Annotated in this window: 17 protein-coding genes, 1 pseudogene and 1 riboswitch; of the genes and pseudogenes, 10 read left to right on the top strand and 8 right to left on the bottom strand. The window is 57.3% G+C overall.

Features of this window, described 5'->3' with window-relative positions; all coding sequences use genetic code 11:
* Positions 1–10: 10 nt before the first annotated feature.
* Positions 11–3,157, top strand: coding sequence for a Cu(+)/Ag(+) efflux RND transporter permease subunit SilA (gene silA / locus B3041_RS02865; RefSeq protein WP_065647963.1), 3,147 nt, complete (start codon positions 11–13; stop codon positions 3,155–3,157).
* A 173-nt stretch (positions 3,158–3,330) separates the two neighbouring features.
* Here silA and B3041_RS02860 read toward each other — a convergent pair whose 3' ends face one another.
* Positions 3,331–5,748 carry a heavy metal translocating P-type ATPase gene (locus tag B3041_RS02860; RefSeq protein WP_370512314.1) on the bottom strand — a complete coding sequence of 806 codons (2,418 nt, stop codon included), beginning with the start codon at positions 5,746–5,748 and terminating at the stop codon, positions 3,331–3,333.
* A gap of 319 nt (positions 5,749–6,067) precedes the next feature.
* On the opposite strand from B3041_RS02860, the gene cadR reads away from it, so the two are divergent.
* From cadR to arsC, 4 genes are all read left to right on the top strand, one after another.
* A complete protein-coding gene (gene cadR, locus B3041_RS02855; protein WP_065647961.1) occupies positions 6,068–6,526 on the top strand; it encodes a Cd(II)/Pb(II)-responsive transcriptional regulator in 459 nt (152 codons plus the stop codon).
* A gap of 261 nt (positions 6,527–6,787) precedes the next feature.
* Positions 6,788–7,141, top strand: a complete 354-nt coding sequence (locus B3041_RS02850; RefSeq protein WP_006785991.1) for a metalloregulator ArsR/SmtB family transcription factor — start codon at positions 6,788–6,790, stop codon at positions 7,139–7,141.
* Between the two features lie 96 nt (positions 7,142–7,237).
* Positions 7,238–8,521: an arsenic transporter gene (locus B3041_RS02845; protein WP_065647960.1), complete on the top strand. Its 1,284-nt coding sequence runs from the start codon at positions 7,238–7,240 to the stop codon at positions 8,519–8,521.
* A 49-nt stretch (positions 8,522–8,570) separates the two neighbouring features.
* Positions 8,571–8,999, top strand: coding sequence for a glutaredoxin-dependent arsenate reductase (gene arsC, locus B3041_RS02840; RefSeq protein ID WP_065647959.1), 429 nt, complete (start codon positions 8,571–8,573; stop codon positions 8,997–8,999).
* 57 nt (positions 9,000–9,056) lie between these two features.
* Here arsC and arsH read toward each other — a convergent pair whose 3' ends face one another.
* Positions 9,057–9,749: an arsenical resistance protein ArsH gene (arsH, locus tag B3041_RS02835; protein ID WP_162287177.1), complete on the bottom strand. Its 693-nt coding sequence runs from the start codon at positions 9,747–9,749 to the stop codon at positions 9,057–9,059.
* 26 nt (positions 9,750–9,775) lie between these two features.
* Positions 9,776–10,111 carry an ArsR/SmtB family transcription factor gene (locus B3041_RS02830; protein ID WP_075050709.1) on the bottom strand — a complete coding sequence of 112 codons (336 nt, stop codon included), beginning with the start codon at positions 10,109–10,111 and terminating at the stop codon, positions 9,776–9,778.
* A gap of 348 nt (positions 10,112–10,459) precedes the next feature.
* Between B3041_RS02830 and umuD the strand changes: the two genes are divergently transcribed.
* From umuD to B3041_RS02805, 5 genes and pseudogenes are all read left to right on the top strand, one after another.
* Entirely contained in the window at positions 10,460–10,909 is a 450-nt protein-coding gene (umuD, locus tag B3041_RS02825; protein WP_075050708.1) for a translesion error-prone DNA polymerase V autoproteolytic subunit, read from the top strand.
* 8 nt (positions 10,910–10,917) lie between these two features.
* Positions 10,918–11,145, top strand: a pseudogene (locus B3041_RS02820) (DNA polymerase V subunit UmuC); the annotation flags it as partial.
* A gap of 73 nt (positions 11,146–11,218) precedes the next feature.
* Positions 11,219–12,202: a tyrosine-type recombinase/integrase gene (locus B3041_RS02815; RefSeq protein ID WP_065647957.1), complete on the top strand. Its 984-nt coding sequence runs from the start codon at positions 11,219–11,221 to the stop codon at positions 12,200–12,202.
* A gap of 2 nt (positions 12,203–12,204) precedes the next feature.
* Positions 12,205–14,322 carry a tyrosine-type recombinase/integrase gene (locus tag B3041_RS02810; protein ID WP_047714191.1) on the top strand — a complete coding sequence of 706 codons (2,118 nt, stop codon included), beginning with the start codon at positions 12,205–12,207 and terminating at the stop codon, positions 14,320–14,322.
* Between the two features lie 125 nt (positions 14,323–14,447).
* The gene (locus B3041_RS02805; RefSeq protein WP_014606795.1) at positions 14,448–14,849 is read left to right on the top strand and encodes a VOC family protein; all 402 of its coding nucleotides are present in this window, start codon (positions 14,448–14,450) and stop codon (positions 14,847–14,849) included.
* 166 nt (positions 14,850–15,015) lie between these two features.
* On the opposite strand, the gene crcB is transcribed toward B3041_RS02805, so the two are convergent.
* From crcB to B3041_RS02780, 5 genes are read right to left on the bottom strand one after another with little or no spacing between them, the layout of a single operon-like run.
* Entirely contained in the window at positions 15,016–15,390 is a 375-nt protein-coding gene (gene crcB, locus B3041_RS02800; RefSeq protein WP_010260804.1) for a fluoride efflux transporter CrcB, read from the bottom strand.
* Positions 15,391–15,392: 2 nt separating this feature from the next.
* Positions 15,393–16,100, bottom strand: coding sequence for a 2,3-bisphosphoglycerate-dependent phosphoglycerate mutase (locus B3041_RS02795; RefSeq protein ID WP_028722238.1), 708 nt, complete (start codon positions 16,098–16,100; stop codon positions 15,393–15,395).
* Between the two features lie 43 nt (positions 16,101–16,143).
* Complete coding sequence (gene eno, locus B3041_RS02790) at positions 16,144–17,433, bottom strand: phosphopyruvate hydratase (RefSeq protein WP_014606792.1); 1,290 nt, start codon at positions 17,431–17,433, stop codon at positions 16,144–16,146.
* 15 nt (positions 17,434–17,448) lie between these two features.
* On the bottom strand, positions 17,449–17,874 hold the full coding sequence (locus B3041_RS02785) for a universal stress protein (RefSeq protein ID WP_014606791.1): 426 nt from the start codon (positions 17,872–17,874) through the stop codon (positions 17,449–17,451).
* Positions 17,871–18,779: a DHHA2 domain-containing protein gene (locus B3041_RS02780; protein WP_014606790.1), complete on the bottom strand. Its 909-nt coding sequence runs from the start codon at positions 18,777–18,779 to the stop codon at positions 17,871–17,873. Before B3041_RS02780 ends, B3041_RS02785 begins: the two co-directional genes overlap by 4 nt.
* A gap of 78 nt (positions 18,780–18,857) precedes the next feature.
* A riboswitch (Fluoride riboswitch) is annotated at positions 18,858–18,927 on the bottom strand.
* Between the last annotated feature and the right edge of the window lie 17 nt (positions 18,928–18,944).

The following is an 18,944-nucleotide window of genomic DNA, read 5'->3' as shown; positions in this document are numbered from 1 at the left end:
GGAGACGATGATGATTGAATGGATTATACGGCGATCGGTTGCCAACCGTTTCCTCGTTATGATGGCCGCTCTGTTTCTTAGTGTCTGGGGCACCTGGACTATCATCAACACCCCTGTGGATGCGCTACCCGATCTGTCCGATGTACAGGTAATTATCAAGACCAGCTATCCTGGTCAGGCTCCGCAGATTGTTGAAAACCAGGTTACATATCCGCTCACGACCACCATGCTGTCGGTACCCGGTGCCAAGACCGTGCGCGGTTTTTCCCAGTTCGGCGATTCCTACGTGTATGTCATTTTTGAGGACGGGACCGATCTGTACTGGGCCCGCTCGCGTGTGCTCGAATACCTTAATCAGGTTCAGGGAAAACTGCCTTCCGGTGTAAGCTCGGAAATCGGGCCTGATGCCACAGGTGTGGGCTGGATATTTGAATATGCTCTGGTTGATCACAGCGGAAAACACGACCTTTCCGAACTGCGCTCTCTGCAGGACTGGTTCCTGAAATTTGAACTGAAAACTATCCCTAACGTCGCGGAAGTTGCATCAGTAGGCGGCGTGGTCAAGCAGTACCAAATCCAGGTTAACCCGGAGAAACTGGCCCAGTACGGCATCAGCCTGCCAGAAGTAAAACAGGCCCTTGAGTCATCTAATCAGGAAGCCGGTGGCTCATCCGTTGAAATCGCCGAAGCGGAGTACATGGTCCGGGCCAGCGGTTACCTCCAGTCCATAGACGATTTCAATAACATCGTCCTGAAAACCGGAGAAAACGGTGTACCGATTTATCTGCGGGACGTGGCCCGCGTGCAGACCGGGCCTGAAATGCGGCGTGGTATAGCAGAACTTAACGGTCAGGGAGAAGTCGCCGGCGGCGTCGTGATCCTGCGGTCGGGTAAAAATGCGCGCGACGTTATCACGGCAGTGAAAGATAAACTGGAGACCCTGAAGGCAAGTTTGCCTGAAGGCGTTGAGATTGTGACTACCTACGATCGCAGCCAGTTAATTGACCGGGCCATTGACAACCTCAGCTACAAACTCCTGGAAGAGTTTATCGTGGTGGCCATCGTCTGCGCCCTGTTCCTGTGGCATGTTCGTTCGGCCCTGGTGGCGATTATTTCTCTGCCTCTTGGTCTGTGTATCGCCTTTATTGTCATGCATTTCCAGGGGCTGAACGCCAATATAATGTCGCTGGGAGGGATCGCCATTGCCGTAGGGGCGATGGTGGATGCCGCCATCGTGATGATTGAAAATGCGCATAAATGGCTGGAAGAGTGGGATCATCAGCATCCGGGTGAGCAGATTGATAACGCAACCCGCTGGAAGGTTATCACCGATGCCTCCGTTGAAGTGGGACCCGCGCTGTTTATCAGTCTGTTGATCATTACCCTGTCCTTTATTCCTATTTTTACCCTGGAAGGACAGGAAGGTCGTCTGTTTGGTCCGCTGGCCTTTACGAAAACCTACTCCATGGCGGGCGCGGCCGCGCTGGCCATCATCGTCATTCCGATTCTGATGGGATTCTGGATCCGCGGGAAAATTCCTGCCGAGACCAGCAATCCCCTGAACCGGCTGCTGATCAAAGCGTATCATCCTTTGTTGCTGCGGGTACTTCACTGGCCAAAAATAACCCTGCTGGTTGCGACCTTATCCATCTTCACGGTTATCTGGCCCCTGAGTCAGGTAGGCGGCGAGTTTCTGCCGAAGATAAATGAGGGCGACCTGTTGTATATGCCCTCAACATTGCCGGGCGTGTCGCCGGCAGCGGCCGCTGCGCTCTTACAGACCACGGATAAGCTCATTAAAACCGTACCTGAAGTAGCTTCTGTTTTTGGCAAGACCGGGAAGGCCGAGACCGCGACGGATTCCGCGCCGCTCGAAATGATGGAAACCACGATCCAGCTTAAACCAGAGGATCAGTGGCGGCCCGGCATGACGATTGACAAGATTATTGACGAACTCGATAAAACGGTCCGTTTACCCGGTCTGGCTAACCTCTGGGTGCCCCCCATCCGTAACCGTATTGATATGCTCTCAACCGGGATAAAAAGTCCGATAGGTATCAAGGTGTCAGGTACTGTTCTGTCCGATATCGATGCAACGGCGCAGAGCATTGAGGCGGTAGCCAAAACCGTGCCGGGCGTGATATCGGCTCTGGCCGAGCGACTGGAGGGCGGGCGCTACATTGACATCGATATTAACCGTGAAAAAGCCTCCCGCTACGGGATGACGGTGGGTGATGTCCAGCTGTTTGTCTCCTCAGCCATCGGCGGCGCGACGGTGGGGGAAACGGTTGAGGGCGTGGCCCGGTATCCGATTAATATCCGTTACCCGCAGGATTACCGGAGCAGTCCACAAGCTCTGAGGGAAATGCCCATCCTGACACCCATGAAACAGCAGATCACGCTGGGTGACGTTGCCGATATTAACGTTGTATCCGGACCTACCATGCTGAAAACGGAAAACGCGCGACCGGCCAGCTGGATTTATGTTGATGCCCGCGGCAGGGACATGGTGTCGGTGGTCAACGATATCAGGACGGCTATCAGCGAAAAAGTGAAACTGAGACCGGGGACCAGCGTGTCATTCTCCGGTCAGTTTGAATTACTGGAGCATGCCAACAAGAAACTGAAACTGATGGTTCCGATGACGGTGGTGATCATTTTCATCCTGTTGTATCTGGCATTCCGTCGTGTGGATGAGGCCTTGCTGATCCTGATGAGTCTGCCGTTCGCGCTGGTCGGGGGAATATGGTTCCTCTACTGGCAGGGCTTCCACATGTCTGTGGCGACCGGAACCGGGTTTATCGCCCTGGCCGGGGTGGCGGCAGAATTTGGTGTGGTCATGCTGATGTATCTGCGTCATGCCATTGAAGCACACCCGGAATTGTCCCACCGGGAGACGTTCACACCTGAAGGCCTTGATGAAGCTCTTTATCATGGAGCAGTATTACGTGTCCGGCCAAAAGCCATGACTGTAGCGGTGATCATTGCGGGCCTGCTACCCATTCTGTGGGGAACCGGAGCAGGCTCAGAAGTCATGAGTCGGATTGCGGCCCCCATGATTGGAGGGATGATAACAGCTCCGCTTCTTTCACTGTTCATTATTCCTGCTGCCTACAAATTAATCTGGCTGCGCAGGCATAAAACAGACGTATCATGACATTCTAAGGCCCTCTGTCGGAGAGAGCCTTTATATCAGGATGGGTATCGAAACTGCACTACGTCTATTATGAAAAGTGCTGTGTCAGTGATGCTGTCACTCAGTTTTCCAGAGCCGGCATTGGCAACAAAACGCAGAAGATATAAGCCAACGGCTTCTCCTGACACTGCCCATCATAATCTGATAGGCAGCAACCGCTGCTTATTACGTAACAGGCGCAGACCATTTGCCACGACAAGCAGGCTTGCACCCACATCCGCGAATACCGCCATCCACATGGTGCCCATACCTGCAATGGTCAGGGCCAGAAACACTGCCTTGATCCCAATAGCCATAACGATATTCTGAACCAGAACGTTATACGTCTGGCGGGAGAGTCGGACAAAAGCCGGGATTTTACGCAAATCGTCATCCATGAGGGCCACATCGGCAGTCTCGATGGCGGTATCCGTGCCCATTGCGCCCATGGCAAAGCCGATATCGGCGCGGGCCAGCGCCGGTGCATCATTGATGCCGTCGCCTACCATGCCGGTCGTGCCCTGCGCCGTAAACGTTTCTACAGCACGCAGTTTATCTTCCGGCAGCTGATCCCCCCGCGCCTCATCGATACCAACCTGACCGGCAATGGCCTGCGCAGTGTGCGCATTGTCTCCGGTCAGCATGAGCGTTTTGACACCCAGACTATGCAACTGACTTATCGCCTCGCGGCTGCTTTCCTTCACCGTATCAGCCACCGCAAACAGCCCAAGCACCTGATGAGTGTCACAGAGCATGATGACCGTTTTACCCCCGGTCTCCAGTTCCGTTAGTGCAGCCCTGACCGCTTCCGGGCAGCGCACCGTTTCTTCAGCCAGCCTCAGATTGCCCAGACTGTAGGTTTGACCGTTGATGACGCCACGCACGCCGCGGCCTGGCAGAGCCTCAAAGTTTTCCACTTCATAACGCTGAATGCTATCTGATGCCGCCGATACAGCCTGCGAAACCGGATGATCGGAGTAACCTGCCAGGCTCACAGCCAGCCTGCGCCCCTCGTCTTCTGCCACCCCGGTATAGATAATCGCATCCGTCTGTACCGGCTTACCGTGCGTCAGGGTGCCGGTCTTGTCGAGCGCCAGCCACTTCAGCTTTCGACCCTCTTCAAGATAAACGCCGCCCTTGATCAATATCCCCCGGCGGGCTGCTGCCGTCAGGCCGCTGACAAGGGTCACTGGCGTGGAAATGACCAGCGCACAGGGGCAGGCGATAACCAGCATCACCAGCGCCTTGTATATCCACGCCTGCCAGCTTTCACCTGCAATCAGCGGCGGGAGAACGGCAACTGCGACGGCAATAGCAAACACCACAGGGGTATAAATTTGCGCAAAGCGATCAACAAAGCGCTGCGTAGGGGCTTTTGCCCCCTGCGCTTCCTCCACGGCATGAATGATACGCGCAAGCGTGGTATTTCCGGCAGCCGCCGTTACCCGGTACTCAAAGCCACCGGATCCGTTGACCGTCCCGGCGAAGACCGGGTCGCCTTCCCCTTTATCCACCGGCAGGCTTTCGCCGGTAATAGGTGCCTGATTAATGGCGGTCCTTCCCCGAACCACCGTGCCGTCGAGGGCGATACGCTCGCCCGGTTTTACCCTGACCACGCTGTTAAGGGATACAGACACGGCCTCAGTTTCTTTCCAGGAGCCGTCCGGCTGCTGAATTGTGGCCGTTTCAGGCGTCAGTTTCATCAGAGAGCCGATGGCATTGCGGGCGCGATCAAGAGACTTTGCTTCAATCAGTTCCGCAATCGTGAACAGGACCATTACCATGGCGGCTTCAGGCCACTGTCCGAGCGCCAGCGCCCCGGTGACGGCAATACTCATCAGGGCGTTGATGTTCAGGTTGCCGTTGCGAAGAGCAATCCAGCCTTTTTTGTACGTGGACAGGCCACAGGCCGCAACGGCAGCAAGAGCAAGAGCCGCTTCCAGCCATTCCGGCATGCCCGCCCAATGCATGGCTTCGGCGGCGCTTGCCGCCACACCGGCAAGCGCGAGCGGCCACCAGGGTTTTTTCTTTTCCTCAGTGACCACGTGCCGGCCATTACTGTCAGGAAGTTCAGGTTCAAAGCCCAGCGAACGAATGGCGGCCAGAACTGGCTCCAGCGCATCCGGTGCGTGAACCACCGTCAGTACGCGCTGCATAAGATTGAAATCCAGTTCCTTGACGGCTGACATGCCATCCAGCTTTTTACGAATCATGCCCTCTTCAACAGGGCAGTCCATCTGCATGATCCTGATACTGGTACGCACCCCGTCAGCGGTCAACTGCTGCGTCTGCAGCTCACCGAATGTGACAGGGGCAGGTGCGCAGCAGGAACCGCCGGTACTTTCCGCCTCACGGCCTGTACAACAGTTGCCTTCAGGCTGCATTGCTTTATCAATCGGTTCCGGGTCAAAACCCAGCGAGCGCACCGCCTGCAGAACCGGTTCCAGCGCCTGCGGCGTATGGGTCACGGTAAGCACCCTCTGTATAAGATTGAATTCGAGATTGCTGACGGAAGATAATTTTGCCAGTTTTTTTCGGAGGAGCGCCTCCTCCGTCGGGCAGTCCATCTGCATGATGCGCAGACGCGTCTGAACGTCATCGTTGCGGGGATGCTCTGCAACCAGTTCGGACACCTGGCTCAGGCCGTCCGTTGAGCAGCAGCTCCCGGTGCTGCAACAAGCCGGTGTGGTCTCAGTCGTTTTTGGTGGCATCTTCTCGGAAGCCTCAGTCGGGGCAGTTGCGGTATTTTTAACAGACGCCTCCTCTACGGTTGCGGCTGATCCACATTTTTTATTACTGCAGCAGTCACTCATTTTTTTATCCCGTTCATAACGTATACTGGCATTAAAGACCCTGATGTAACTACAGGGTCAAGCTCAGAAGAGGTGTGATATGAAAATTGGTGAACTGGCCCGCCAGGCGGGATGTCCTGTAGAGACGGTACGTTATTATGAGCGAGAGGGGCTTTTGCAGGCCGCATTGCGGGACCAGACTAATAACTACCGCCATTACGACAGCGCACATCTCGAAAGGCTTATGTTTATCCGGCGCTGCCGGGCGCTCGATATGACCCATGAAGAAATCCGGGTGTTGCTGCAGGCGCGCAGCCAGCCTGACGCAGACTGCGGTACGGTTAATGCCCTGATAAATGAACATCTGAACCACGTTCAGGCCCGTATTCGTGAACTGAATATGCTGGAAAAACAACTTTTTGAGCTCCAAAGCCACTGCAATGCCAACCGGGCAACACGGGACTGCGGAATTCTGCGCGAACTGGAGCAGACAGAAGAGTCTGAGGATATCGTGCCGGTTATCACTGCAGGTCATCTGGCCGGAAGCCACTCTTACTGATGCTGCTTTCTGCTGTAAGTAGAACTGTTCACTAAAGAAACAGGCTTTTTTGTGATGTGACTTCGTCTTGCCCGTCTATTAAGGCAGCTGAAAGTGTGCTGCCGTTAAAATCTGTGTGACATCGTTTAACCGCTATTCCCTCATTAAGCTGTACAGAAAAGCCTGTAATCACGTCACAACATATATGAATTTATCAATATAAAATTGACCTTTCGTCTGCAGAAGACGAGACTTGTTGCTGTCCGCCACGAAGGAGAAATTATGCCGTCACTTTTGCCCCTGCAACTTTTTAAGAATCTTTCTGACGAAACCCGGCTCAGCCTAGTGCTGTTGTTGCGCGAAAAAGGGGAGCTCTGCGTCTGCGAGCTTGTATCTATCCTGAAAGAAACACAGCCAAAAATATCGCGGCACCTGGCCCTGCTCAGAGAGAGTGGACTGCTTATCGACAGGCGCGACGGCAAGTGGATCCATTACCGGTTATCGCCACACATGCCTGCGTGGGCAGCAGCGGTCATTGAGCAGGCATATCTGTGTCAGCGGGATGAAATTCTTCATCTCAGTCAGCAGGCTGAGCGTGATAACGCAACCACCAACGGCAAAGCTGTCTGCATGTAAAAATTTTATCTAAACACATTCGATTAAACGAATATATTTACAGGGTACACTTAGCAGCCCGCTTTAACGGGCAGGTATAATTAAGAAGGAGAGAGTATGTTTCTGGCGGGTGCGATTTTTATCCTGACCCTGATACTGGTGATCTGGCAGCCGAAAGGGCTCAGCATTGGCTGGAGTGCCGTTATCGGCGCCGCACTGGCGCTGCTGACCGGCGTGGTAAACATCGGGGACATTCCTGTGGTCTGGCAGATTGTCTGGAACGCCACGGCCACGTTTATTGCGGTCATCATTATCAGCCTGCTGCTTGATGAGTCCGGCTTTTTTGAGTGGGCCGCGCTGCACGTTTCACGCTGGGGCGGCGGCAGGGGCCGGTTGCTGTTCACGTATATCGTTCTGCTGGGTGCGGCGGTAGCCGCCCTGTTCGCCAATGACGGGGCAGCGCTTATTCTGACGCCGATCGTTATCGCCATGCTGCTGGCGCTGGGCTTCAGCCCGGGCGCCACGCTGGCGTTTGTGATGGCGGCAGGCTTCATCGCTGATACCTCCAGCCTGCCGCTCATCGTGTCGAACCTGGTGAACATTGTCACGGCAGACTTCTTTAAACTGGGTTTCAGCGAGTATGCCTCGGTGATGGTGCCGGTGAATATCGCGTCCGTGGCCGCCACGCTGGTGATGCTGCACCTGTTTTTCCGCAGGGACATCCCGGCCACTTACGACCTGGCGAAGCTGAAGGCGCCGCGTGAGGCCATTCGCGATGCGCGTACCTTTAAAACCGGCTGGATTGTTCTCATCCTGCTGCTGATCGGCTTCTTTGCCCTCGAACCACTCGGCGTACCGGTCAGCCTTGTGGCCGCGGTGGCGGCGTTTATTCTCTGGCTGGTAGCCCGGAAAGGCAATGTGATTGATACCGGAAAGGTACTGAAAGGTGCGCCCTGGCAGATCGTTATCTTCTCGCTGGGCATGTACCTGGTGGTATACGGACTACGCAATGCCGGGCTGACTGATTACCTTTCTGCCGCCCTAAACCGGTTTGCAGAGCATGGCGTCTGGGGCGCAACGCTCGGCACCGGCTTTCTGACGGCGGCGCTTTCATCAGTCATGAACAACATGCCTACCGTGCTGGTTGGCGCGCTCTCCATTGACGGCAGCACCGCGCAGGGCGTGGTGAAGGAGGCGATGATTTACGCCAACATCATCGGCTGCGACCTCGGTCCGAAAATCACCCCCATCGGCAGCCTTGCTACCCTGCTGTGGCTGCACGTCCTGGCACAGAAAAACATTACCGTCAGCTGGGGCTACTACTTCCGTGTGGGCATCGTGATGACCCTGCCGGTGCTGTTTGTGACGCTGGCCGCACTGGCCCTGCGCCTGTCTGTTTAACCTAAACCCCGGCGCTGCGCCTGTGCAGCGCCTTTACGGAGTACCGCTTATGACTGACATTACCATTTACCACAATCCGGCCTGCGGGACGTCCCGCAATACCCTGGCACTTATCCGCAACAGCGGCACCGAGCCCACGGTGATTCTGTATCTGGAAACTCCGCCGGCGCGTGATGAGCTGAAAAAGCTTATTGCGGATATGGAGATCAGCGTGCGCGCCCTGCTGCGTAAAAATACCGAACCTTACGAGCAGCTCGGCCTGGCAGAGGACCGGTTCAGCGATAACGAACTGCTCGATGCCATGCTGGCTCATCCGATCCTCATTAATCGACCGGTTGTGGTTACGCCGCTCGGAACGAAGCTGTGTCGCCCCTCAGAAATGGTTCTGGACATACTGCCGGACCCGCAGAAGGGAGCGTTTACCAAAGAGGACGGCGAAGCCGTCATTGATGAGCACGGAAACCGCGTCAGCCACTGATGTTTCACCAGGCTGCGGGCATAGCAAATTTGAAAAAGCCGGCAGATGCCGGCTTTTTTATATGCTGCGCTGGTTTACACGCTCAGAGAGCTGCGCGGCACTCTCTTTCCTTTCGCTGTAGCGGTCGGTGAGATAACCACTGCGACCGCGCGTCAGCAGAGTGAACTTCATCAGTTCCTCCATGACGTCCACTATGCGGTCATAATACGGAGAAGGCTTCATGCGGCCGGCCTCATCAAACTCGGCCCAAGCTTTTGCCACGGATGACTGGTTCGGGATAGTGATCATCCGCATCCAGCGCCCGAGAATACGCATCTGATTTACGGCGTTGAACGACTGTGAGCCGCCGCTGACCTGCATTACCGCAAGGGTTTTCCCCTGCGAGGGCCGGACCGCCCCGGACGTCAGCGGAATCCAGTCAATCTGCGTCTTCATGATGCCGGTCATGGCACCGTGACGCTCAGGGGAGCACCAGACCATCCCTTCTGACCAGAGTACCAGCTCGCGCAGCTCTGCGACCTTCGGATGCGTCTCAGGTGCATCATCCGGCAGCGGCAGGCCAGACGGATTGAATATCTTCACCTCCGCGCCCATGGCCGTCAGCAGCCGGGCGGCCTCTTCCGTGGTGAGTCGGCTGTAAGAGCGCTCCCGCAGCGAGCCGTAGAGCATCAGTATGCGGGGCGGATGCGCCACCTCTTCGACTTTTAATTTTTCTTCCGTCAGCGGTGCATCCAGGTGCGTCGGATCGATATTGTTCAGGGCATCATTGAAGTTATTCACAATAGAGTCTCTTTATGAGTAATCGTAGCCGACAGGCTGCAGCAGCAGCCAGCGGCGCAGCACTCTTCCGTCAGAAAGGCCATCAGCTGCTCAAGCTGCGCATAGCAGGGCCTGCAGAACAGGGTACGGCTCTGCCGTTCCTGGCTTATGAGGCCAGCTGACATCAGCGCAGAAAGGTGATGACTTAGCGTGGAGGCCGGAATAGCCAGTCTTTTCTGGATGTCACCCACAGGCAGTCCTTCAGGCCCGACTTTCACCAGTTCACGGTAAATTCCCAGTCGCGTCACGTGTCCCAGTTCCCTGAGAGCAGCCGCAGCATTTTGTATGTCCACATCATCACCAAATCTACATTTCCAGAATAATGGAAATATAATTTAAAGCGGACGGAATGGTCAAGCCTCTTCCCGCCATAAAAGTGCTGCGCTCAAAAAGAAAGCCTTTTATACCCTGTTGATCCGGCTGCAGTGGCAGAGCATATAAAAAGGCCATGGCTCAGCATTTCGGTAAAATTCCAGCACTCTGACAACAGCTTTAGCCATAACCGTTTCGCTTCCTCTTGCCAGAAATTCCAGGCTCAATAATACTGTTCATATAACCAGTATAATTTAAAGGAGGATTTTTATGCGCTTTACATTTTTTTCCCTAATCCGTACACAGCAGCACGTCCGGGACGCCGCGTTATGAAAGCGGTCAGTTACGCTCAGGGCCTGACGCTGTTATGGCCGCCGATTTTTACCCCAACGGTAAAGGTGCCGCTGTACGCAGATCCCTGCTCAGCTGGCTTTCCCTCCCCTGCTCAGGATTATGTAGAGAAAGAGCTGGACCTGAATGAGCTTTGTATTCGCAGACGGGCGTCCACATTCTTCGTACGGGCCAGTGGCAACAGCATGCAGGAGCTGGGGCTTTATGACGGTGATGTTATGGTGGTCGATCGCGCGGAGCCACCCACGCACGGCGACATCGTCATTGCCGAGGTTGGCGGTGAGTTCACAGTTAAGCGCCTGCAGCTGCTCCCGAGGGTGGCACTGCTGCCCATGAACCCTGCTTACGCCGCCATCTATCCGGAAGAGCTGCAGCTGCTCGGCGTTGTCACCTGGTTCTTTAACAGTACCCGGGCCCGTCGGAGATAATTATGCCCATGTTCGGACTGGCTGACGTCAACTCTTTCTATGCCAGCTGTGAGACGCTTTTCCGCCCGGACCTGCGTGGCAGGCCGGTAGTCGTGCTCAGTAACAACGATGGCTGCGTTATTGCGCGCTCTGCTGGCGCAAAAGCTCTGGGTATAAAAATGGGTGCACCGTGGTTCCAGATAAAAACGCAGGACTATCCGGAAAAGATACACGTGTTCAGCTCAAACTATGCGCTGTAGTAAGTTAAGTGGAATGCAACATTGATCGTATAGACTTTGAACAGCAACGCTGACCTCAGAGGTAAACGCAATGACGACTCCACTAAACAACAGTGCCATTTTACTGGCGGAACGCTGGCTGAAGCTGCTGTCCGACCTGGGGCGGGCACCCGCCACCCTGACCGCCTACCGCGCAGCCCTCTGTCATTATTTTGCGTTCTGCAGCCGGAACAGGATTGAACCTGAAAAGGTCAGGTTTGATGACATGGCTGCCTACATCCGTCCTCAGTTACCCGGTATGCCTTTCCCGGCCGCAAGCGCCACGCTCCAGCTGCGCCTGTCGGCTGTCCGTCTCTGGTACGACTTCCTGATGTATCTTGACCTGTGTAAGGTAAATCCGCTGCCCCGTTCCGGCACGCCGGGCATGCTGTGTTCCGCACGGGGGCTGGTTCCCCGTATCGTAAAGCTGCCGCGTATTCCTGACGATGCACAGTGGCAGCTTTTTCAGGCTCATGCCGCGGATTCTCCGCTTCGTGACCGGCTGATGCTGGCGTTAACCTACTGCGGTGCGCTGCGACGATCGGAAGTCACCGCGCTGAGTACTGATGACCTTGACTTTGCCCACCGCCTCATCCGCGTCCGGGCTGAAACCACCAAGAACCGTCATGAACGGATCGTCTGTTACAGTCCCGCCCTGACGCCGGTGCTGGCGGCTCATCTTTTACAGATGAAGCGGTCGGGGATGGTAAAAAGAGCCCTGTTCCGCTCTGAGTCCGATCGTAATCAGGGGGCACCGCTCTCTTACTGGAGCTGGAGCAAAACGGTACGGAAATGGGCGCTTGAGTCAGGGCTGCCCGACATTTCAACCCATACTTTCCGTCACCTGCGGTTGACGCATCTGGCCCGTGCGGGCTGGAAACTGCACGAACTTGCCACCTACGCAGGTCACCGTGATCCGCGCACCACTCAGATTTATATTCACCTTTCCGGCAGGGATCTTGCCGCCCGGATGGCAGGCGCGATTGAAACGGCAGATATCAGGATGGCGAACCTCATTTTCGGCTTGGAGGAATAAGAATGTTACCCTCGCAACTACCTGAGAATGTGTGGGCTCCCTTCGACCTCTCCGCTTACAGGCTTGATGCTTTACTGACTGAGCCTGAAAAGGCCGCACTGGCCACCTCTCACAGCCGGGGCAGGCTGCTGCGGATGAAACCTGCTCCTGAGTTTATCAGGCCGCTGAAAGACATCGCAGCAGAAAGCGGATGCAGCCGCGAGGTTGCTGACCTGATAATACTGGACCTCCTGCGTGAGATGCACCTTTCGGGTATACCGTACTGGCGATGGCCGCAGGAACGCTGGCAGACATTCAGCCGGACGGACGGAAAAGGACGGCCGCTGATGGCCGCCTTTGCATGGCATTTCGCCGGACGGTATGATCCCCTCAGCCTGCCAGACATCAGAAAACCTGCCCTGTATACCTGTGCCATTTTTGGTCAGGCTATTTACTTCCGGGAGCTTCACCGCCTGACTGAAACCCTGAAATCGCTGGGCTATGCTGCGGGTAGTCAGGTCACGCATCTGTCGGGCATACTGGCCACGCTGATGGTCATGAACAGAGATCCCCGTCTTGAAACCTTTACGCCTGAACTGCTGTGGGAAGCCCAGAACAACACAGATAGCGGGACATCCCGGTACATTGGCCGGATTTCACACGGCCTTGCTGCGCTGGGCATCTTCAGCGCCCCGATGAGGATGCGTAATTATACCCGATGGTATGAAAAACCCGTAGACGGGATCGATCCGGCCTGGGTCAGGTGGTGCCGGCGCTGGCGGGAAACGTCTGTGCTGAGGCCTCGCACCCGTGAAGGCCAGTACAGCTTTATACTGCGCTGCGGCCTCTGGCTGGCAAAGGCGCATCCGGAGGTGCGTGAACCGTCAGACTGGAGCATGGAAATCTGCGCCAGCTTTATCGCTGCGGTCGGCCGAATGAACGTGGATGAGCTACAGTTGGGCACGGAAAGGGGCACCCGAAAATCGGTGCGATCCGGTGAGCCTATGATGCCGCATTCAAGGGCGCATTTTATCTACTCACTGCGCCGTTTTATGGTCGACTACGAAAACTGGGGCTGGGGTCGCCTGCGCTTCAGCCCTGCCCGTCATCTTTCCACACCGGATACCACCCTGTTTCGGCGCGACGTCAATCCCCGTGTTATCGACGATCCGGTCTGGCTCAAGCTCATCTGGGCCAGCCTCAATCTGCGTCAGGAAGACCTGCTTACTGAAATACATTATCCGCTGGCCATGCTGCAGGCGATGGCCGTCATCTGGACCCATGCGGGGCTGAGGAAAAATGAGCTGCTCCGCCTGACTACCGGTTGCATCGCGCCGCAGGCAGATGAAATAACGAAAGATGACGGCAGCGTCATCCCGGCCGGAACCCTTTGTTACCTTCATGTCCCCGCCGGAAAAACATCAAAAGCCTTTGTTAAACCCGTGGCGACAGTGGTAAAAAAATATGTCGACATCTGGCTGGCCGAACGCCCGGCAGAACAGGCCATGCTGGCTGATGAGCGGACCGGTGAGAAGGTCCGGCTGCTGTTTCAGTACCGGGGGAAGCCTGCCGGCAGCGCTATCCTCAACCGCACGGTGATACCGATGCTCTGCGCAAGAGCGGGCGTTCCTTCTGAAGACAGCGGCGGAGTGATAACCAGCCATCGGGGACGCGCCTCAGCCGTGACCGCACTGGCCAGCGTACCGCAGGGCATGTCACTGTATGAACTGATGCAGTGGGCTGGTCACTCAACGCCCCAGTCCACCATGCATTATCTCCGTATCCGCCCGACACAGCTGGCCGCCTCGTTTGTAAAAGCAGACAGAGTCGCGCACATGATCAGCGTACTGATTGATCGCGACCCTGACGCCGCCAGCCTGACCGGACCTGCAACGTATTATGATTTAGGTGATTCATACTGCACAAATCCGTTCTGGAGCAGCTGCCCGCACCGGATGGCCTGCATCGGCTGCGATTTTAACCTGCTGAAGGACAGCGCGCGCGGGCTTATTCTGGAGAGTAAAGCATCCATCCGGCGTTACCTCGAAGAGGTCCCGCTCACTCCCGATGAGAAAGCCGTACTGGAGCAGGATGCTGAAAAGGTTGAGCAGGCTCTTACAAAATTGGGCCCAAAATCCTGAGTGCTCAAATGCTTTCAATGTCCGGTCTGAGGGTGTCAGTTCAGAGTCAGTACAGACGACCGAACGTCGTATTTGATATGAATCTGATTATAGCGGGCGTTATGACGTAACTGATGGAACAGCAGATGAGAAAACAGAAGCGGTGTATGGGGTATGTGGCTGTCGTGGTCGATGACTACGATCGTGCAATTGAGTATTACACCGATAAGCTGGGCTTTACCCTGATTGAGGACACGCCGCAGCCGGGTAAGCGCTGGGTCGTGGTGACGCCGGACCCTGACAGCGACTGTGCTATTCTTCTTGCCCGCGCGTCGAACGACCGGCAGGAAGGCTTTATCGGCAACCAGTGCGGCGGACGGGTTTTTCTGTTCCTGCAGACCGATGACTTCTGGCGCGACTACAATGCTATGAAGGCAAAAGGCGTCCACTTCTGTCAGGAGCCGCGCGAGGAAGAATACGGAATGGTTGTCGTGTTTGAGGACATCTATGGCAATCGCTGGGACCTTTACCAGAACAGGCAGACCTGAAACTCTGTCACGACAGTGTCCCGGATTTAGGGGAAGCCTTACAGGCGTAAACCCTGTCGGATCAGGCCCGCAGAGAGCGCTTCTGAACAATATACTGAACTGTCTGACCTCAGTGCAGCGGTCGCTGCACTGAGGTCTCCCCTGGATAGAGGCCGTACGGTCCGGGTTAACCACACAGCGTCATGATATAAAATCCGGCCGCCGTCATGGCCAGCGAACCCAGCACGTGTATCAGCACCGAGGCGGCTGCCCAGGCATAGCTGCCTGACTGCAGCAGGGCAAAAACCTCAGCTGAGAATGTGGAGAAGGTCGTCATTCCGCCACACAGCCCGGTGGTAATGAGCAGCCGCCAGGCCGGATCGAGGCCGGGATGGCGCAGAAAATACGCCAGCGCCGCCCCGATGATAAATCCACCCAGCAGGTTGACCAGCAGCGTCCCCGGCGGCAGGTCCGGAAAAAGCGCGTTCAGGCGCGCGCCCAGCTGCCAGCGGATAACACACCCTAAAGCACCGCCGGTGATGACGGCAAAAAGCTGATTCACGTTCACTCCTTTTTTTTAATATTCAGAACATAACGGCACACGACCTGTGCGGCCGTATCCATTTCATATACAACCGGCACGCCGGTCGGGATGTGCAGCTGTGCCACGCTGTCGTGGGGCATGCCGTTCAGAAAGGCGGTCAGGGCGCGCAGCGTGTTGCCGTGCGCCACAATCAGAACGGTACTTCCGCAGCGCAGCTGTGGCACCACAACGTGGTGCCAGTATGGCATGACGCGACGCAGCGTCATTTCCAGGCTTTCCGTTGCAGGCAGGTCGGCCAGCGCAACGCGGCGGTAGCGCAGATCCCGACGCAGCTGCGCCGGAGCCTCCGCGTCTGCGGGCGGAATGCCGCTGAAGCTTTTGCGCCATAGCCGGACGGTCTCTTCCCCCATCATCCGGGCAGCGTCGTCCTTGTTCAGCCCCTGCAGCGCACCGTAGTGGCGCTCGTTCAGTCGCCAGCTCTTTTCCACGGGCGTCCAGCTTCGGTCAAGACGGTCCAGCACCCGCCAGACCGTGTGAACGCAGCGTGTCATCACCGAGGTGAAGACACGGTCGGGCATAAGGCCCGCTGCCCGCAGCGCGTCACCGGCCCGGTCGGCCTCCTGCCGCCCCCTGACCGTCAGCGGCACGTCCGTCCAGCCGGTAAAACGGTTTTCCCGGTTCCACTGGCTTTCGCCGTGCCGCAGGAGGATCAGCGTTGCAGGGGCCACAGGCATTCCTTCTTTGCCGGACGGGGACCGTCCGGCGGATGTGTTACGTGCGGCGCACAAACGCATGAAGCCCCGCGTAGTGCGCGTCCTCACCCAGCGCCTGCTCAATGCGCATCAGCTGGTTGTACTTTTCCACGCGTTCGCCGCGGCACGGCGCGCCGGTTTTCAGGTGTCCCGCGCGCAGGGCCACCGTCAGATCGGCAAGGAACGTGTCCGTGGTTTCCCCGCTGCGGTGAGACATGAACGCACCCCAGCCGTGCCGCTGGCAGAGAGCCACGGCGTCCAGCGTTTCGCTGAGCGAGCCTATCTGATTGAGCTTGATCAGCGCGGCGCTGGCGAGGTTTTCGTCAATGCCGCGCTGGATGTACTTCACGTTGGTTACAAACAGGTCGTCACCAACCAGCTCGGCCCTGCCCGCAAGCTGCTGGTGCAGATGCTTCCAGCCCGCCCAGTCGTCCTCGGCCAGGCCGTCTTCCAGCAGGATGACCGGAAACTGGTCCATCAGCTCGCCGTAGTATGCCGTCATTTCCGCCGCGCTCAGCGCGCTGCCCTCGGTGCGCAGATGATACTGACCGTCAGCGAAAAACTCACTTGAGGCAGGGTCCATGCAGATGCTGATGTCCTCTCCGGGCCTGTATCCCGCCTTCTCAATCGCCTGTACGATAAACGCCAGCGGGTCACGGTTCGACGACACGGCGGGCGCAAAACCGCCTTCGTCGCCCACTGCCGCTGAGAGTTTTTTGTCCAGCAGGATCTGGCGCAGCGCCTGGTAGACCTCGCTGCCCTGACGCACGGCCTCGCGCAGCGTGGGTGCCCCGTGTGGCGCTATCATGAACTCCTGGAAGTCCGCGCCCTGACCGCGGGCGTGCACGCCGCCGTTGATGATGTTCATGCACGGCACGGGCAGCAGATTCGCCTGCAGGCCCCCCAGGTAGCGCCACAGCGGCTCGTGCGAGGCCTGTGCCGCCAGCCGGGCCACCGCCAGCGATACGCCCAGAATGGCATTGGCACCCAGGCGACTCTTGTTCTCCGTGCCGTCCAGCATCAGCATGATGTTGTCCAGCTGCCGCTGCTCGCGCACGTCCAGGCCGCGCACGGCTTCGCAGATTTCCGTATTAACCGCCCTGACGGCATCCAGCACGCCTTTGCCGCCAAAACGTTGTGCGTCACCGTCGCGGCGCTCTGCGGCCTCGCGCGACCCGGTGCTGGCCCCGGAAGGCACCGAGGCGCGTGCCATCATCCCGTCCGGGGTCCGGGCCTCAACTTCAACGGTGGGGTTGCCGCGAGAGTCAAGAATTTCCCGGGCGGTCACGTTATCCAGTGTAAAGTGCATAGCGTTTCTCCCGGTTTAGTCATTCAGGTGAGTAATAAGCACATCCACCGTGAGGTGGTTGATGTATTCCGCCGAGCGGGACGTCAGCATTCCCATAAAGCGGTTGCGGTGCCCGGCAAGCACGAGGTCCACGCCCAGCTCATTGATGCACTTCTCCACGTCCTCAAAGCGGCGCATGGTCACCAGCTCCCGCGTGTCTACCGCCTCAGGCACGGAGGCCGCCAGCTCGCTCATAAACGCTTTGGCTTTCAGCACCTCTTCCGACACGACGTCGTCCATCAGGCTGTCGGACACGTAGTTCATTTCCCGGTAGTCGTCGCTGATGTGGGCCAGGGTGATTTTCATGCCGAGCGGCTGCGCCAGCGCGACCGCCCGTTTCAGCAGGAGGGTGCCGTCGTCTTTGTCGTTCACAAGTATCAGTGCGTGGGTGTAGCAGGTCATAATGAACTCCCGTTCTGGTTAAGGCGGGACTCAAGCCACGGCAGAAGCTGTTTTTTGCGGCTGAGCATGCCCGGTACGGAGCAGGAGGCCGCGTTAACGCTCTCCCGCCCGGCGAAGTAAAGCGTTGAAAACCCGGCGCGAATGTCGGTCAACATCAGCACCGTCAGCCCGGCACCCGACTGGTCCGCCAGATACGCCAGGGCAGCGAGCAGGTCGTCCATCACGGGGGCAACCTGTGTCGGTGAGCTGACCTCAATCTGGGCAATGCGCACGTCGGTGCCGGCAATGACGAAGGCCTTGAGGTCCCTGCCCAGCAGCTGCTGGGCGCTGAGGCCGCTGACGTCCGTTTTGGCGGTGAGGAGGTCACGGGCGAAGGCTCTGCGGTTTACGCCGGACAGCACGCCCAGTTCGGTCGCCGAACGGATATCGTCTTCGGTGGTGGTCGGCGAGCGAAGATTCACGGTGTCACTCAGGAGTGCGCCCAGCAGAAGCACGGCGAGCGTCGGGGGCAGCGTGCGGCGCGCTTCAGCGTCCATCAGCAGCCAGAGCAGCGTGGCGCTGCTGCCAACCGGGCGGATATGCACCTCCGGCGGCAGTTGCGTTATCAGCCCGCCCAGCCGGTGGTGGTCAGTGATGCCCACGACGTTGCTCCGGAGCAGGTCGTCAGGCCCCTGCGCCGGCTCGGTGAAATCGACCAGCCACACCCGTTCATCCTGCAGCGGAATAGCGAGCAGCGGCGGCAGCGTAAGACCGGCGGTGTCAAAGATAAAGCGGGTTTCCCGGTTAGCCTCGCCGAGACGCCATGCGCGGGCGTCCATGCCGCGCCCGGTCAGCCAGTGAGCGGTGACGACCGCCGTGCAGATGGCGTCGCTGTCAGGATTGATGTGGCCAAAAACGTGTATCAAGGGTCTCTCCCCGTAAAGGGAAGTACGCAGGCCGGGAGGAAAGTAAGGACGGCCTGACGCACCTCCTGAAAATCAAGAGTCACATCAGGCGTCATCAGCTCCGGAACGGAGCGGTTGGGAAAGGTGGAACGCCATCACCCTGTACTCTGAGTATAGAGCCAGACG

The sequence above is a fragment of the Pantoea sp. UBA4549 genome (assembly GCF_002387285.1).
In the GTDB taxonomy this organism is placed as follows: Bacteria; Pseudomonadota; Gammaproteobacteria; order Enterobacterales; family Enterobacteriaceae; genus Pantoea; species Pantoea borealis.
This window is presented reverse-complemented; position numbering and strand designations above follow the sequence as displayed.

Excerpts from the sequence above, each read along its gene's own strand:
- B3041_RS02860 (WP_370512314.1), bottom strand. The coding sequence starts at position 5,748 with ATGCAGATGGACTGCCCGACGGAGGAGGCGCTCCTCCGAAAAAAACTG.
- cadR (WP_065647961.1), top strand. The coding sequence starts at position 6,068 with ATGAAAATTGGTGAACTGGCCCGCCAGGCGGGATGTCCTGTAGAGACG.
- eno (WP_014606792.1), bottom strand. The coding sequence starts at position 17,433 with ATGCACTTTACACTGGATAACGTGACCGCCCGGGAAATTCTTGACTCT.
- silA (WP_065647963.1), top strand. The coding sequence starts at position 11 with ATGATTGAATGGATTATACGGCGATCGGTTGCCAACCGTTTCCTCGTT.
- B3041_RS02845 (WP_065647960.1), top strand. The coding sequence starts at position 7,238 with ATGTTTCTGGCGGGTGCGATTTTTATCCTGACCCTGATACTGGTGATC.
- B3041_RS02810 (WP_047714191.1), top strand. The coding sequence starts at position 12,205 with ATGTTACCCTCGCAACTACCTGAGAATGTGTGGGCTCCCTTCGACCTC.
- B3041_RS02850 (WP_006785991.1), top strand. The coding sequence starts at position 6,788 with ATGCCGTCACTTTTGCCCCTGCAACTTTTTAAGAATCTTTCTGACGAA.
- arsC (WP_065647959.1), top strand. The coding sequence starts at position 8,571 with ATGACTGACATTACCATTTACCACAATCCGGCCTGCGGGACGTCCCGC.
- B3041_RS02815 (WP_065647957.1), top strand. The coding sequence starts at position 11,219 with ATGACGACTCCACTAAACAACAGTGCCATTTTACTGGCGGAACGCTGG.
- umuD (WP_075050708.1), top strand. The coding sequence starts at position 10,460 with ATGAAAGCGGTCAGTTACGCTCAGGGCCTGACGCTGTTATGGCCGCCG.
- B3041_RS02805 (WP_014606795.1), top strand. The coding sequence starts at position 14,448 with ATGAGAAAACAGAAGCGGTGTATGGGGTATGTGGCTGTCGTGGTCGAT.
- B3041_RS02785 (WP_014606791.1), bottom strand. The coding sequence starts at position 17,874 with ATGACCTGCTACACCCACGCACTGATACTTGTGAACGACAAAGACGAC.